Genomic DNA, 15,801 nt, shown 5'->3' on the forward strand with positions numbered 1-15,801 from the left:
GGGGCTGGGTGTGCCCGGACCCCCGCGTGGCCGCAGATTTCAGGCGGCGGGGGCAACACCAAGCCTGCGCGGCGATTGAGCGCACCGGGCGCGTAGCGCGCGGAACGGGGGAGCCGGGGTGCTTTGCCGTCCCTGCTCGGGGGCAACTCCAGCCTCGCCGGCGATTGAGGCGCGGGGTGCGGGGCGGAGCCCCGGGGCCCGGATAGCGGGGCCGGGTCCGGGGTGCCCGCACCCGCACCCGCCACCCGCTAGAAGACCCCGTTCAGGCCCCACCACTCGCCGTGCGCAAGCCGCCCCGGCTCGAGGAGGCCGTTGCCGCGGCCCGGGTAGGAGACCAGCCAGCCGGCGTGGCCGGCGCTGCCGTTGATCTTGTACTGGCTGTTCGTGACAGTCGAAAGGTCCGGCTTGCCGTCCCCGGTGGTGTCCCCGACGGACAGGACGGCCGCCATCGCGTTCCAGCCCGCACCGAGCGGGGTCCGGGCGCCGAGCCCGGAGCTGCGGCCCGGGTAGAACCACAGCTTGCCGGTGGCGGCCTCCCGCGCGTACAGGTCGGGATGCCCGTCCTGGTCCACATCCCCGGCCGCGACCAGCGCGTCCATGCCGTTCCACCCGCCGGTGCCGATCAGCCTGCGCTCGGTCATGGCGGCGCCGGACCGGCCGGGGTACAGCCACAGCTTCCCGGTGGACTTCTCGACGGCGATCACGTCGGACCCGCTGTCGCCGGCCAGGTCCCCGAAGGCGGTGATCCCGCTCATGCCGTTCCAGCCGCCCGAGCCGATCAGCCTGCGGGCGCCGAAGGAGCCGTCGCCCCTGCCCGGGTACAGCCACAGCTTCCCGGTGGCCGCCTCGCGGGCGATCAGGTCCTCGCGCCCGTCGTGGTCGACGTCCCCGTGCCGGGTCAGGGCGTTCATGCCGTTCCAGCCGCCGCTGCCCACGATCCGCCCGCCGCCGGCCCCGGACGCGAACCACAGCCGCCCGGCCGTGTCGCGGGACAGGACGTCCGCGCGCCGGTCGTGGTTGAGGTCGCCGAAGGCCGACGCGCTGTACGGGCGGAACTCGGCCCGCCAGTCCGGGTGGCCGGGCAGCACGCACTCCCGCTCGGTGCGGACGAACTTCACCGAGCTCTTGTCCGCCTCGGCCGGCCCGCTGGACCCGGCGCCGTGCGCGTCGGGCTTCGCCGCCCAGTAGGTCTGGTACGCGTAGTTCTTCTCGGAGTACAGGCAGGCGATCAGCGCGGTGCGGTTCGAGTACGCGCGGATCTTGTTGTCGAACCCGTACGCCCCGAGGTCCGGCACGTCCTTGTTGATCTTCAACATGGTGCCGGTGGCGCCGTCCGTCTTCCAGGCGCAGAAGGAGCCCGCCGGACAGTTCCCGTACGCGCCCGCGGCCTGCGCCGGCGCGGCGCCGGCCACTCCGAGGCCGAGACCGGCGCCGAGGGCGAGTGCGAAGCCCGCCGTGGTCGCGGCGGCCTTCTTGATGGATGTGTGCATGGTGTGGGTTTCCCCTCCCCGTTCGATGTGCTCGGGCACCCTATGCGAAGAAGGTCCCCGGCCCGTCCGCCGGGTGCGGCCCGGCGGCCCCCTCCCCATCTGATGCGCCATCAGCTACACACGCAGCATGACGACAGACGAGAGCAGGAGGGCCGGGGAGCACCCCGCCGGCACCCGCCCCGCCGACACCCGCCCCGAGGAGTACGCCGCCCTGGCCGCCGTAGGCCCCTACGGGGTCCGCCCCGGGCACGCCCTGATCACCATGGTCGAACCGCACCCGGGCCACGAGTACGCGTACAACCGCTGGTACGAGGACGACCACTACTACGCCGGCGCGATGGCCATGCCCTGGATGTACGCGGGCCGCCGCTGGGTCGCCACCCGCGAGCTCCAGGAGCTGCGCTACCCGGAGAAGTCGGCGGTGGCCCAGCCGGTCGCGGCGGGCTGCTACCTCTCCACGTACTGGGTCACCGAGGGCCGCTACGACGAGCACATGAAGTGGACCGTCGGCATCAACAAGCGGCTCAACCGCGACGGCCGCGTCTACCAGGACCGCACCCACGTCTTCACGTCCTTCCAGGACCACGCGGCGACCGTCTACCGGGACGGGGCCGCGGGCCCCCGGGACTTCCACGCCCTCGACCACCCGTACCGCGGGCTGGTGCTCCAGGTGGTCGACGCGCAGGGGCCGGAGCAGCGGGAGGAGCTGCTGGAGTGGCTGCGCTCGCGGGCCCTGCCGAAGCGGCTGGCGGGCGGCCCGGCGGCCATGGTCACGGCCTTCCGGCCGACCCCGCTGCCGGGGGACCGGATGACCTACGTGAAGCAGGTCGAGGGGGTGGACACCCGGCTGACCCTGCTGTGGTTCCTGGAGGCCGATCCGCGGGAGTGCTGGGAGCGGTTCCTCGGGCTGGACGGGGAGGTGGCGGAGGCGGGGCTGGGCCGGGTGGAACTGGTGGCCCCCTTCATCCCCACCGTGCCGGGCACCGACCGGTACGTGGACCAGCTGCGGTAGCGGCGGCATGGCCGAGCCCCCTCGGCCGGGACGGCGGGCCAGTCGAGAGGGCTCTGGTCGGTACTGCGGGTGGTTCCGGTCGTACCGGTGGTGCGGGTAATGCGGATGGTTCGGCTGAGGTGTGCTCTTGGATGTTCAGGCGACTTAGCCCAGCGGTCCGCGGGTCACACCGGCGACGAACGAGGTCCACGAGCCGGGCGCGAAGTTCAGGGCCGGGCCGCCCTGCACCTTCGAGTCCTGCACCGCGATCTCCGTGGCGAGGGGGGACTTGACCTCGACGCACGCGCCGTTGCCGGCCGAGTACGAGGACTTCGTCCACTGGTCCGTCGAGCCCAGGTGAATGGCCATTTTTCGCTCCGGATCTGGGAGTCGGGTTGATTGCGCCAACCTGCTGACTGGTTGGCGTGATCGACGCTACTCGGCCGGACCTCGCCGCGAAGGAGCCGTTCACTCGACCGGATGGCATATTCAGTTGGAGTCTTCCGCGGCCGGGCGGTGACGGTGTACCGTGCCCGCCGCTCCCGGAAAGGGCCCTGACCTGCCCATTTTTCGGCCGATGCGGGCCGCGTGGCCTGATTTGCGCATGAACGATCCCTCTGGACCGTCTCCGCCGACCCCTCCCCTGACCGTCCCGCCGACCGGTGCCCCGGCCGCCGTGCCCCGGCCGCCGTGCCCCGGCTACGTGCCCGCGTGCTGCTCGATGATCTCCGCGATGAAGTCCCGGGTCTGGTCCACGTTCAGCGCCTGCGCGCGCAGGTGCTCGTACATGACGCTGTACTTCTGGACGTCGTTGGCCTTCTCCAGGTACAGGTCGCTGGTGACCCCCTCGATGTAGACCACCGTCGAGTCCGAGGCGTCGGGGAACTCCAGGATCGCGTACTGGCCGTTCACGCCGGGGTGCGCGCCCATGCTGAACGGCATCACCTGCACCGTCACGTGCGGCAGCTCGGACTGCCTCATCAGGTGCTCCAGCTGCCGCACCATGACCTGCGCATCACCGACCCGGCGCCGCAGCGCGGCCTCGTCGACCACCGCCCACAGCCGCAGCGGCCCGCGATCCGGCCCCTGCTCCTCCTCCGCGATCCGGTCCTGCCGGCGCATCCGCACCTGCACGCGCTTCTCGATGTCCGCCTGCGCGGTCTCCGGGAGCGCGCCGCGCACGATGGCCGCCGCGTATTCGGGGGTCTGGAGCAGCCCGGGGATGATCTGCGGCTCGTACACGCGCAGCGAGGCGGCATCGGTCTCCAGGCCGATGTACACGCTGTACGGGATATCGCCGAAGGCGTGCCACCAGCCCTGCTGGCGGGAGTCCTTCGCCATCTGCATCAGCGAGTCGACCAGGCGGCGGTCCTCGACCTCGTACACGTCGCACAGGTCGCGGACGTCGCGCTGGCTGATCGAACGGCGGCCGTTCTCCAGTCTGCTGATCTTGGACTGGGAGACCAGCAGGCGCTCGGCGACCTGCTCGGCCGTCATGCCCTTGTCCTCGCGGAGCTTGCGGAGCTCCATGCCCAGTCGGCGGCGTCGGACGGTGGGGTTGACATTGGACGCCACGGGAACGGCACCTTCTCTCAACACTGTTTCTCTGCGTATCTGTTGCTGTGCAGATTGCCACCGAAAGGTGTCACTGCGCTGGGAAAGCCGCAGGAAAGAGCGAGAGACCGGGCCGGGGCCGGGGGAGGGAACACGGATGCGCGGGGCGACCGGGACCGGCAAGGCCGGCCCCGGCGCCCCGCGCACCGGCGGTTCGCATGACAGCGCTTCGTACTGGGCTCCCAACTGTGCTCAGTACTCCGTCACCGTGCTCCGTACTTCGTCACTTCGTGCCGACCGGGTGGGTGGTCCGGTCTAGTGCGCGACGGCGCGAGCCATCGCGCCCCTGCGCGGCTGGAGCGGAACCCCGCCCGCCGCGACCCTGGCGCCGGCCGGGGCCGGCTGGTGCCCGGGGTTCGGTGCGGACGCGCGCCGCGGCTGCGCACCCACGCCGTTCTGGACGTCCATCACGGCGTGCGCCACGAGTCCGCCCATCGGGTCGTGCCTGATCAGGTCCCGCAGCCTCGACCGCGAGGACCGTCCCTCGTTGCCGGGGTACAGGTGCTTGCCGAGCCCGACCGAGTGGGCCAGCGCGGCAAGCGCCGCGGTCCGCGGGTCCGGCGGTACGCCGGTGCGGATCGCACTGTCCAGCCGGGCCCTGATCTCCCGGCTGATCGCCGTGTCCGTCGCCTGGTAGCGAGTCGTCGGCAGCACCCCGCACATCTGTCCCGCCACGGCATGCACCATGCCGCAGCGCTCCAGGTGCGAGAGGTACGTCTGGCGGAGCCCCAGGCGGGGTCCGCCGATCCAGTGGACGGCCCGTACCGGGCTGCCGCGCCTGCGCAGCAGTTCCAGTGCGGAGTCCAGGGTCGGATCTCCTGTCGGCCGTGGCATCACCACGGCGATACGATCCCCGTCAGGGGCTATCCGTCCGGCCAGAGCCAGCTCTACTAGCTGGGCCCCGGCCAGGCCGAGGTCGAGCGACTGCGGCTGCGCCGTGGTTCCCGTGGTCGGGTCCAAGGCGAGCAGCAGAAGCTCCTCCGGAATTGTTCTGCGGCTCCTGCCCATCCATGCCTCCCCGCGTGGATGAGTGACAGGGTGACCCCTCTCACATTCATCTGTCGAGAGTGCGTGGACGGTTTGGGTGGGAACCGGCAGCTATGTCGTTCTCGTCTAGCACGGGGGCGATGCCCCCGAGACGGGACACTGGTAGACGGTTCGGACAGCCGGCCGGGCCGGGCGAGTAGGCCGAGCGACAGCGAGCGAGGAGGAACTGGTGGCGGGCGAGTCCCCCGACAAGTCGGTAGAGCAGGGTTCGTCGGGTACGTCGGGCACGGCGGATCCGACGCCGGAGCGCGATCCCCGCCTCCCGTCCCGAAAAGCCCCCGACCCCACCGAAACCCCGACCCCGCCCGCGCGCCCGGCCGCGCCCCGGGACGCCGAGGACGCCGCCTCCGATGCGCCGGGCACGTCAGGCCCGGACCCGGACGCACGGCCCGATGGTCCGGCTGCGGCCCGGGACTCCGCTTCGGCTTCCGAGACGGCGGGCGCGACCTCGACCTCGACCTCGACCGCGACCCCGGGCGCGCAGGGCTCCGGCTCGGGCGCGGATTCGCGGTCCGGCAAGAACGGCTCGGACTCCGGTCCGGTCGACTCGGGTACGGGTTCCGCCCCGGCGGCGTCCCCGGAGGCCTCCGCTCCGGCGTCCCCGGTTCGGGATTCCGCTTCCGCAGCCGCGGGCTCGGACTCCGGCCCCGCGACCCGGTCCGGCGGCGCTGCCGCCGCGGGCCGCGCGGCCGACTCCCCGGCTGCTCAGGCGGCTGCCGGTAAGCCCTCCTCTGCCGACTCCGATGCCGCCTCCGCCTCCGACGGGGACCCGGCCGGTGGCCGGTCCGTGTCCGGTGGGGCGTCTGCCGGTTCCGGTGCTGCGGGTGCGCTGTCCAAGGCCGCTCCGGCCGCCTCCGGTGGTTCGGAAGCGGAAGCGGAATCCGAGTCCGGCTCGGGAGCGGCCCCTGCGGCCGTGTCCGGTCCGGGCTCCGCCGCGGCATCCAGCCGCCCCTTCAGCGCGTTCGGGGCGGCTCCGGCGGGCTCCGGGCCGGCCGCCGACTCCGGGCCCGCGTCGGGATCCACATCCGGCCGTACGGGCGGGGACGCGGGCGCCGACGGGGATTCCGGTTCTGCCGCCGGCCGGGCCGCCGGTGCCGGTGACACGACCACCCGTGCGTTCAACGCGTTCGGTGCGCGGCCGCTCCCCGGCGCCGGGTCCACGCCCGCCGCAGGCGCAGGTGAGGGGGGATCCCGTACGCCCGCCGCCGCGTCCGGCACCGACACCGACTGGTTCGGGGGCCGCGGCAAGGCCGCCAAGCCGGCGGAGCCCGCCGCCAGGCCCGCAGGCCCCGCGTCCGATTCCGCTTCGGAGCCCCGTACGGACGCCGGACCCGACGCCGCCGAAGGGCGCCGCGAGGCCCGCCCCGCAGCAGCACCCGCGGCTCCGGCAGCCCCCGCGGCGCCCGCCGCCTCCGTGGATCCGCGGATCGCCCCGCCGCGTACCGGTGCGCCCGCCGACGAGGACGCGGGACGCGCCTCCGTGGCGGCCTGGGCGGCCACCGCCGAGGGGAAAGCGGAACCGGGTTCCGAGGCCGGTTCCGGGGCGAAGGGCGGTCGCGGCGCCGGTACGGGTGCGCCCGTCGACGGCGACACCACCGTGTTCCGCGCCATCGGCCGGCCCGGCGCCAAGCCCGGTGCCGCGCCCGACGCCCCCGCCGACGAGACCACCGTCCTGAAGGCGATCAAGCCGGGGTCCGCCCCGCGCCCCGGCTCCGTCGACCAGCCCACCGCCGTCTTCCGGGCCCCCCGGACCGACGGGCCCCCGAAGGCCGCCGACGCCCCGAAGGCCGGTCCGGCCCCGCAGTCCGGCGCGGCCGCGAAGCCCGCTGCCGCCGGTCCCGTGGACCAGGAGACCGCCGTCTTCCGGGTGCCCAAGCCGGCCCCCGCGGCCAACCAGCCGAACCAGTCGCAGCAGCCGAACCAGCCGAACCGGCCCCACCCCGCGGGCCAGGCCGCCCCGGCCGGCCAGGCCGAGCGCCCGAGCACCTTCGTGCCCCTGCGCACGGACGACGCCCGCCCGGCCCCCGCTCCCAGCGCAGCGGCCCCGGCCGCCCACCCCGCCCCGGGCGCGGCGACCCCCGCCTCGCTGGGCGAGACCGAGCGGACCAAGCAGCAGCCCCTGCCGCCCAAGCCCCCGCTCGACATGCTCGCGGACCTGACGAACAACCCGCCCCCGCCGCCGAGCGCCCTGCGCACCACCGTCCGCCGGTTCAAGATCTGGACCCCGCTGGTGGTCCTGCTCGGCATCATCCTGGCCGTCGTGCAGCTGGTCCGCCCGCTGCCCGAGCCCTCGCTGAAGATGACCGCCTCGGACGCGTACACCTTCGCCGGGCAGAAGCCGGAGCTGACCCCGCCGGACGAGGGCCAGGCCTGGATGTCCGCCACCGGCCTCGGCACCGTCGGCTCGTACGGCGAGCAGAAGCCCATCCCGATCGCCTCCGTCACCAAGTCGATGACGGCGTACATCATCCTGCGCGACCACCCCTTCAAGCGGGGCGAAAAGGGCAAGATGATCGATATCGACAAGACCGCGGAGGTGGAGGGCCAGAAGGATAAGACGGACAACGAGTCCACCCTCAACACCGCCCGCGAGGGCGACAAGATCAGCGAGTACGACGCCATCGCCGCGCTCATGATCCCCTCGGCCAACAACATCGCCCGGCTGCTGGCCCGCTGGGACTCCGGTTCCCAGGAGGCGTTCGTCAAGAAGATGAACGACACGGCCAAGGAACTCGGCATGACCAACACCACGTACACGGACCCCTCGGGCCTGGACGCGACCACGGTCAGCACCGCCGAGGACCAGGTGAAGCTGGGCCTCAAGCTCGTCGAGATCCCGGTCCTGCGGGACATCACCCGGCTGCCGAAGTGGACCGACCACACCGGCAAGGACTGGAACAACTGGAACAGCCTCGTCCCGTTCAACAACGCCCTCGGGATCAAGACCGGCAGCACCACCGCCGCCGGCGGCAACCTGCTCTTCGCCGCCTACAAGCGGGTCGGCAAGACGGACCAGTTCATCGTCGGCGCCGTCCTCGGGCAGCACGGGGTCCCGATCCTCGACACCGCCATCCAGGCCAGCAAGAAGATGATGCTGGAGACCCAGGACATGCTCACCGGCGCGAAGGTGATCAAGAAGGGCGACGTGGTCGGGTACGTGGACGACGGGCTCGGCGGCCGGACCCCGGTGGTGGCCACCGCCGACGTGGACGCGATCGGCTGGCCGTCCCTGAAGGTGGACGTCAAGCTCTCCGGCGGCTCCCCGGTCCCGCACACCGCCAAGGCGGGTACGGAGATCGGCACGCTGACGGTCGGCTCGGGCGCCAGCCAGGTCAAGGTGCCGGTGGCCCTCCAGGCCGACCTGACCGAACCGGGCTTCGGCAAGAAGCTGACGCGCGTGGGCTGACCGGCCCGTACGCCGTGAAGCGCGTACGCCAGGATCCGCGCAGCGCAGGAGCCGCGCAGGGCACGACCGTGCACCGGCACCCCGGGCAACCCCGGGGTGCCGGTGCACGTCTCAGTGGGCGACCCGAGGGGGAGGAACGATGTGGGGAGCGACGGAGTGACGAGCGCCGAGCCGAAGTCTCCGCCGAGGGGGCCGCAGGACCCCGCGGCGGCGGGCGCCGCCGCGCCCGCGGACGGCGCCGGGACGGGGTCCGCGCCCGCGCCCGCGCCCGGTTCCGGTTCCGGGCCCGGCTCCCCGAGTCCCTTCCACCTCCTCCGCCCCCTCCGCAGCTGGCGCACCCTCCGCCACACCCACCCCACGGCCCACGCCGTCGGCACCGCGACCGCCCTGGCCGCCGTACTCCACGTGGCCTGGTTCCTCTTCTTCGCCAGCAGCGGCGGCGACCTCGCCGCGCAGGACGCCTGGGCCGAGTTCGTCGGCCGGCACCCGGACTCCGCCTACAACCTGGCCTGGTACGGCGGGATGCACCCCGTCTCGTACAGCGTCGTCTCCCCGTACCTGATGTCCGTCCTCGGCGTCCGGACCACGATGATGATCGCCGGGACGGTCTCCGCGGGCCTGCTGGCGCTGATCCTCTGCCGCTGCCGGGGCGCCGTCCGCAATCCGCTGCCGCCCGCCCTCGCCGGGGTCTTCGCCCTCTTCTGCAACGCCCTCTCCGGCCGCGTGACCTTCGGGCTCGGGGCGATGTTCGCCCTCGGCGCGGTGGCAGCGGTCTTCTGCTGGCCGCGTAAGTGGGCCCGCCGCCGCTGGGGCAAGGCCGCCGCCGCCGTACCGCTGGCCGGGCTGGCCACGGCCGCCTCGCCGGTGGCCGGGCTGTTCCTCGGGGTGGTCGCGGCGGCCCTGTTCCTGAGCGGCCGGCGGCCCGGGGCGTACGCGCTCGGGCTGGCACCGGTGGCCGTGGTCGGGCTGTCCGCCTGGCTGTTCCCCTTCTCCGGCACGCAGCCGCTGTCCCTGGGCTCGGCCTCGCTGCCCTTCACCTTCGCCGTGCTGACCGCCCTGCTGGTGCCGCGCGACTGGAAGACCGTACGGCTCGCCGCGGCCGTGTACGCGGCGGGTGTGGCGCTGACCTGGCTGGTCGACTCGCAGGTCGGCTCCAACGTCACCCGCTTCGCGATGCTCTTCGCCGGGGTGGTCCTGCTGGCCGCCCTGCCCCACACCGTGCGCCGCTCCCGCAAGTGGTACGCCCTCCTGCTGGCCTTCGCCGGTCTGAACTCCTGGATCACGGCCAACAGCGTCATGGACATCGTCCGCACCACCCCCGAAGCGGCCTGGAACCGCGAGCTCGCCCCGCTCGTCGACCGGCTCCAGCGGCCCGGGATGGACCGCGGCCGGGTGGAGGTGGTCCCGGCCAGCAGCCACCGCGAGTCCTCGGCCTTCGCCCCGTACGTGAACCTGGCCCGCGGCTGGAACCGCCAGGCCGACCTGGAGCGCAACCCGCTCTTCTACGACGACACGCTCGACGCCGCCAGCTACCGCGACTGGCTCGACCGCTGGGCCGTGCACTACGTGGTGCTGCCCGCGGCCCGGCCGGACTCCGGGGGAGTGCGCGAGGCCGAGCTGATCAGGGCGGGCCTGCCGTACCTGGAGCGGGTCTGGGGCGACGACAACTGGCAGCTGTACCGGGTCCGCGAAGCCGCCCCGCTGGCCTCCCTGCCGGCGGTCGCCCGGCGGGCGGACGCGGGCGAGCTGGTCGTGGACGTGCCGCAGGCCGGCCGGGTGTGGATCCGGGTGCCGTACTCGCCCTGGCTCGGCCTGGTCGACGCCGCGGGCGAGGGCGTCGAGCCGCCGACGGAGACCGCCAACCCCGCCGGCTGCCTCTTCCCCACCGCCCCCGACGCCTCGGGCGGCGAGTGGACGGTCCTGCTGGCACCGGGCCCCGGCACCTACCGGCTGGCGGCCCCGTACCAGCTGCCCCGCGGCACGGCCTGCCCGGACACCCTGCTCACCGAGGCCGACCGGCAGGCCCCGCCGGCCCCGTAGCCCGCCTGCCCGTGCCCGGACATGCGAAGGCCCTCCCAGCCGATCCCCACCGGCCGGGAGGGCCACAACCCGCATCCCGCTCGTTCTTGCATCTACTGCATCTACTGCATCCCGCCCGCAGGGCGGTCCTGCCCGTACGGGCGGCTAACTGAGGCCCTTGCTCCGCTCGCCGATCCGGTCGCCCTGGGGGCTGCCGGCGCGCTTGAGGGCCGCCTTCGTATGCGGTCCGCCCTTGACCTTGCTGCGGACGGGACCGTCGAACCCGTGCCCCTTCGAGGGGGGTTCGTGGCCCGGCAGCCGGTCCTGCATCGCCGCACGGAGGTCGTTCTTCCGCTCGTTCGCCATCCCGTCGTCACTCCTTCGGGAACACTCAATCGGACTATTCGGAGCATATGCACATCTGCTTGGATATGCACCCCCTCGGGCCCGTCCGGATTCCTTCATGCCACCGCGCCTGCCCCTCCGCCCGCCCGTTACCTCACCGACGTACGCGCCACTCCACCGCCCCCGCCCCCGCCTCCGTCGCGAAGCGGGCGAAGGCCCTGCCCCCGACCTCGTCGCGGCGGCCTGACCGCTCCCGGGGCGGCACCCCGGAACACGAAGGAGGCCCGGTCGCTCGAAGCGACCGGGCCTCCACCCGTCTGCACTGTGCCCCCGGCAGGATTCGAACCTGCGACACCGGCTTTAGGAGAGCCGTGCTCTATCCCCTGAGCTACGAAGGCGCCGGGCCGCCCAAGGGCAGCCCAGGGACAGGGTAGCGGATCGGGGGACGCCTCCGCGGCGCGGTGTGCGGCCGGTCGGGCGGCGGGTCCGCGGGCCGCGGCGGGCCCGGCCGCGCCCTGTGCGGCGGAGGGTGCCGGGCGGCCGGATCAGGGGCGGGTGATGCGGACCTGGTAGCTGCCGCTGCGCAGTTCGCCGACCACCGAGACGCTGACCCCGCTCTCCTCGTCCGTGAAGGTCTCGCCGGGTGCGTACGGGGCGTCGGAGAGTTCCGCGTGGACGTTGGGGCGGCGGGTGCAGCCCCCGCTCTCGGCGGCGCTGTCGGCGATGACCACCGGTCCGCGGCCGGTGTCCACCTCGGAGTCGACCCTGTAGACGAGTACGCCCGGTTTGCAGACGGCCTCGTCGTTGCCGGCCGGGGTGCGGACCTCCACGGCGAAGCCGGCCGACTCGGAGACGGGTACGAAGGCCAGCTTGGTGCCGCCCTTGACCGCGAGCGGGGACAGGACGTGGTCGCTCGTACCGGGCTGGGAGGCGCAGCTGATCTGGCTGCCGTCCAGCCAGCCGAGCTTCCACTTGTGCCAGCCCAGGAGGTCGTTGTTGGCCCCCCAGTCCTCGCTCATGATGTCCCAGTGGCCCACCGCTCCGCCGCCCTCGGCGGTGTAGAGGTCGGGCAGGCCGAAGACGTGGCCGTTCTCGTGGGGCAGGACGCGGTAGCCGGTCTCGCGGTACGAGCCCGAGCCGTCGTCCTGGCGGCTGTAGACGAACGAGGTGTTCGCCAGCGGCACCCCGTCCGCGACCGGCGCCTCGGCGTTGCCGGAGAAGGTCACCGAGAGCACGGTGTCCAGGGCGGAGGGCCCGGCGTTCGGGGTGACCAGGATGTTGACCAGGTCGTACGCGCTGAAGTCCACCTCGGGGTCGGCGGCCTGCACGATGTGCTCCACGAGTTGCCGGTAGCCCGGTTCGTACGGGGACCCGCGCTCGATCCCGTACGCGGCGAACGGCATCGGCATCCGCAGCCAGGTCTTGACGGGGGACTCGGGCCGGTAGCTGAGCTTTCCGTACGAGCTGGTGCGGAACCAGTCCGAGGTCTGCGGGAAGAACTCGGCCAGCCGGTCCAGGGCGGTGCCCTCCCCTTTGGCGTCGGGGAAGTCGATCATGAGGTTGAGGGCGCGGACCTGGCCCGTCGAGCGGGAGTACCCGGGCGGGGTCGGCAGCCCCTCGGACATCTGCACCCCCATCGCCCCGGAGATCCGGCAGGGCGCGAGCGCCGACTCCCCGGTCGCGGCCACGGGCCCGGCAGTGCTGCGCGCCGGGTGGCCGGTGCCGGTGCTGGCGGTGGCGCACACGCCGAGGGCCAGTGCGGTGAGTCCGATGTAGGCACTGGTCCGGCGGTGTCTGCATATCCGGTGGCGGGTCTGCGGCATCCGCTCGCCTTCGGTTCTGCGGCAGCCGGCCGGACCCGGTCTGCGCTCGTGCGATCACCCTCCGACGGGTCGTGCGCGGCCGCGCGCGGGGAGGGGCCGAACGTGGGGCGGGGTGTGATGCAGGTCACATTCGAGCGAGAAATAAGCGGGGATCGAGTCCCCGTTTACACCTGCGTACTCGAAACGGGGAAACGCTCCCCGTTTGCCTGACCGGGGACGGCCCGCCAGGACCCGCCCGTACCGCAGGCCCGTACCGCTGGGCCAGCCGGCCCGGGCAGGACATCCGACGACAGCGACCGAGGAGCACCCGCCGTGGACCAGACCGCCACCCCGGCACCCGACGTGCCGCGCGACCCGTCCGCGGTCGCAGCGGTCGCCGAGGGCCTCGCCCAGGGCGTCGCCCGCGGGGCCGCCGCGGATCCCGTCCCGGGGCCGGGGCCCGCCTGCGACGGCGGACCGGCCCCCCGCACCCGCCGCGGCGCCGCCCCCGCCCCCGCCAAGGTGCCGCGCCCGCGCGCCGACGCCCTGCGCAACCGCGAACGCATCCTCCTCGCCGCCCGCGAGATGTTCGTGGAGCACGGCGTGGAGGCGGCCCTCGACGAGATCGCCCGCCGTGCCGGCGTCGGGAACGCCACGCTGTACCGGCACTTCCCCGACCGCACCACCCTCGCCCACCACGTGGTCCTGTACGCCCTGGACCGGGTCTGCGCCCAGGCCGAATCGGCCCTTGCCGAGGAGGAGGACCCCTTCGAGGCCCTCGCCCGGTTCGTGCACGGCGCGGCCGACGAGCGGATCGGGGCCCTGTGCCCGATGCTCTCCGGCTCCTTCGACCACGAGCACCCCGAGCTGGAGGCCACCCGCACCGAGCTGGAGCAGGCCGTCGAGGACCTGATGGCCCAGGCCCGCTCGTCCGGGCAGCTGCGCCCGGACGTGGCCGTCGGCGACCTGATGGTCGCCCTCTCACAGCTCAGCCGCCCGCTGCCCGGCAGCGCCTGCCTCGACGCCGACCGGTTCGTCCACCGGCACCTCCAGCTGTTCCTCGACGGGCTGCGCGCCCCCGCCCGGAGCGTGCTCCCGGGCGAGGCCGTCACCTTCGAGGACCTGAAGCGGGGCCGCTAGCCGCAGCCCTCCCGCATGGAGCCGCGGCCCCCGCGCGCCCCCGCTTCCCACGACTTGCTCCGCACCCCGCACCAGTACCGCACCACGAGGTGGATACCCCCATGCCCAAAACGCCCGAGACGGCGGCCGCAGCGCTGCCGCAGGCCGACCCCAGCCGCTGGAAGGCCCTGGTCTTCATCGCCCTGGCCCAGCTGATGGTCGTGCTCGACGCGACGATCGTGAACATCGCCCTGCCCTCCGCCCAGCAGGACCTGGGGATCTCCGACGGCAACCGCCAGTGGGTCATCACGGCGTACGCCCTGGCCTTCGGCGGACTCCTGCTCTTCGGCGGCCGCATCGCCGACCTGTGGGGCCGCAAGAACGCCTTCGTCGTGGGCCTCATCGGCTTCGCGGCCGCCTCCGCCCTCGGCGGCGCGGCCACCGGCGAGGCCGCGATGCTCGGCGCCCGCGCCCTCCAGGGCGCCTTCGGAGCCCTGCTGGCCCCCGCCGCCCTCTCCCTGCTCGCCGTCATGTTCACCGACGCCCGCGAGCGCGCCAAGGCCTTCGGCATCTACGGGGCCATCGCGGGCGGCGGCGGCGCCGTCGGCCTGATCCTCGGCGGCTTCCTCACCGAGTACCTGAACTGGCGCTGGACCTTCTTCGTCAACATCCCCTTCGCGATCGTGGCCGCCGTCGGCGCCTGGTTCGTGATCCACGAGCCCAAGGGCGCCCGCAACCGCGCCCCGCTCGACATCCCCGGCGTGGTCCTGTCCACCCTCGGCCTGGTCGCCCTCGTCTACGGGTTCACCCGCGCCGAGTCCGACGGCTGGACCGACCCGGTCACCCTGGGCCTGTTCGCCGGCTCCGTGCTCCTGCTCGGCGCCTTCGTCCTCACCGAGGCCAAGGTCCGCTCCCCGCTGCTCCCGCTGCGCGTCCTGACCGAGCGCAACCGCGGCGGCGTCTACCTGTCGCTGGGTCTGGCCGTCATCGCGATGTTCGGCCTGTTCCTCTTCCTCACCTACTACCTCCAGGTGGTCAAGGGGTACTCCCCGCTCAAGACCGGCTTCGCCTTCCTGCCGATGGTCGTCGGCATGATCACCGGCTCCACCCAGATCGGCGCCCGCCTGATGACCCGGGTCCCGCCCCGGATGCTGATGGGCCCCGGCTTCCTGGTCGCCGGCACGGGCATGCTGCTGCTCACCCAGCTGGAGGTCGGCTCCTCGTACGCGGCGCTGATCCTCCCGGCGCAGCTGCTCCTGGGCCTCGGCATGGGTACGGCCTTCATGCCGGCGATGTCCCTGGCCACCCACGGGGTGGACCCGAAGGACGCGGGCGTGGCCTCCGCGATGGTCAACACCTCCCAGCAGGTCGGCGGCGCCATCGGCACGGCCCTGCTGAACACCATCGCCGCCTCCGCCACCACCGCCTACCTGACCTCGCACGCAGCCGAGGGCGCGGGCGGGACCGCCGCGCAGCAGGCGCTCCAGGCGCAGGCCATGGTGCACGGGTACGCCGCCGCGATCTGGTGGGCGGTCGGCATCCTCGCGGCCTCCGCGGCCATCGCCTTCGCCCTGATCAACACCGGCCGCCCGGGTACGGGCGTCACGGCCGCCTCCGGCGGCACCGGTGCGGACGCGGCCGAGCCGGCCGTCCCGGTCATCGTCCACTGACGGGGGCCGACGGCCCTCCCCACCGGGGCGGAACCGCCCCTTCCGGAGCGAATCCGGCAATTGACACCGCCTCCCGGGCAACCGGGGGGCAGTGTTCGCCGTCTTCAGGGGCGGAGGCGCAAGAGCGGGCGCAACTCCCCTGACCAGGGGTTTCACCGGCGGAGCGACCTCCACCACCGGTGCGGCGGCGCAGGATACTGCAAGATCTCGAAAAATGGCACGCGGCGTGGGAATTCTGTCCCGATTCCAGTCGTTGTTTCCATCGGATGCGGGCACTCGGGAGAGTGTTCCGGGGGCC

Annotated in this window: 11 protein-coding genes and 1 tRNA gene; 5 read left to right on the forward strand and 7 right to left on the reverse strand. The window is 73.5% G+C overall.

Annotated elements, in window-relative coordinates; all coding sequences use genetic code 11:
- Window positions 1-248: 248 nt before the first annotated feature.
- Window positions 249-1,490 (reverse strand): FG-GAP-like repeat-containing protein, encoded by a 1,242-nt coding sequence (locus tag ACZ7JZ_RS06210; RefSeq protein WP_470933748.1) that lies wholly within the window; start codon window positions 1,488-1,490, stop codon window positions 249-251.
- 127 nt (window positions 1,491-1,617) lie between these two features.
- Between ACZ7JZ_RS06210 and ACZ7JZ_RS06215 the strand changes: the two genes are divergently transcribed.
- On the forward strand, window positions 1,618-2,502 hold the full coding sequence (locus ACZ7JZ_RS06215; protein WP_470933750.1) for a hypothetical protein: 885 nt from the start codon (window positions 1,618-1,620) through the stop codon (window positions 2,500-2,502).
- Window positions 2,503-2,646: 144 nt separating this feature from the next.
- Here the strand turns inward: ACZ7JZ_RS06215 and ACZ7JZ_RS06220 are convergent, their stop codons facing one another.
- From ACZ7JZ_RS06220 to ACZ7JZ_RS06230, 3 genes are all read right to left on the reverse strand, one after another.
- Entirely contained in the window at window positions 2,647-2,850 is a 204-nt protein-coding gene (locus tag ACZ7JZ_RS06220; protein WP_470933752.1) for a DUF397 domain-containing protein, read from the reverse strand.
- A gap of 330 nt (window positions 2,851-3,180) precedes the next feature.
- A complete protein-coding gene (locus ACZ7JZ_RS06225) occupies window positions 3,181-4,056 on the reverse strand; it encodes a helix-turn-helix domain-containing protein (protein ID WP_470933754.1) in 876 nt (291 codons plus the stop codon).
- A 294-nt stretch (window positions 4,057-4,350) separates the two neighbouring features.
- On the reverse strand, window positions 4,351-5,103 hold the full coding sequence (locus ACZ7JZ_RS06230) for a GOLPH3/VPS74 family protein (protein WP_470933756.1): 753 nt from the start codon (window positions 5,101-5,103) through the stop codon (window positions 4,351-4,353).
- Window positions 5,104-6,055: 952 nt separating this feature from the next.
- On the opposite strand from ACZ7JZ_RS06230, the gene ACZ7JZ_RS06235 reads away from it, so the two are divergent.
- On the forward strand, window positions 6,056-8,548 hold the full coding sequence (locus tag ACZ7JZ_RS06235; protein WP_470933758.1) for a serine hydrolase: 2,493 nt from the start codon (window positions 6,056-6,058) through the stop codon (window positions 8,546-8,548).
- A gap of 156 nt (window positions 8,549-8,704) precedes the next feature.
- On the forward strand, window positions 8,705-10,588 hold the full coding sequence (locus ACZ7JZ_RS06240; protein ID WP_470933760.1) for an MFS transporter: 1,884 nt from the start codon (window positions 8,705-8,707) through the stop codon (window positions 10,586-10,588).
- A 144-nt stretch (window positions 10,589-10,732) separates the two neighbouring features.
- Here the strand turns inward: ACZ7JZ_RS06240 and ACZ7JZ_RS06245 are convergent, their stop codons facing one another.
- From ACZ7JZ_RS06245 to ACZ7JZ_RS06255, 3 genes are all read right to left on the reverse strand, one after another.
- Window positions 10,733-10,933: a hypothetical protein gene (locus ACZ7JZ_RS06245; protein ID WP_470933762.1), complete on the reverse strand. Its 201-nt coding sequence runs from the start codon at window positions 10,931-10,933 to the stop codon at window positions 10,733-10,735.
- A gap of 304 nt (window positions 10,934-11,237) precedes the next feature.
- Window positions 11,238-11,310 (reverse strand) — tRNA-Arg (locus tag ACZ7JZ_RS06250).
- 147 nt (window positions 11,311-11,457) lie between these two features.
- On the reverse strand, window positions 11,458-12,735 hold the full coding sequence (locus ACZ7JZ_RS06255; protein ID WP_470933764.1) for a M6 family metalloprotease domain-containing protein: 1,278 nt from the start codon (window positions 12,733-12,735) through the stop codon (window positions 11,458-11,460).
- Between the two features lie 501 nt (window positions 12,736-13,236).
- On the opposite strand from ACZ7JZ_RS06255, the gene ACZ7JZ_RS06260 reads away from it, so the two are divergent.
- Window positions 13,237-13,854, forward strand: a complete 618-nt coding sequence (locus ACZ7JZ_RS06260; RefSeq protein WP_470934184.1) for a TetR/AcrR family transcriptional regulator — start codon at window positions 13,237-13,239, stop codon at window positions 13,852-13,854.
- Window positions 13,855-13,955: 101 nt separating this feature from the next.
- The gene (locus ACZ7JZ_RS06265; RefSeq protein ID WP_470933766.1) at window positions 13,956-15,503 is read left to right on the forward strand and encodes an MFS transporter; all 1,548 of its coding nucleotides are present in this window, start codon (window positions 13,956-13,958) and stop codon (window positions 15,501-15,503) included.
- Window positions 15,504-15,801 lie beyond the last annotated feature (298 nt).

The organism is Streptomyces sp. NPDC038213 (assembly GCF_055600495.1).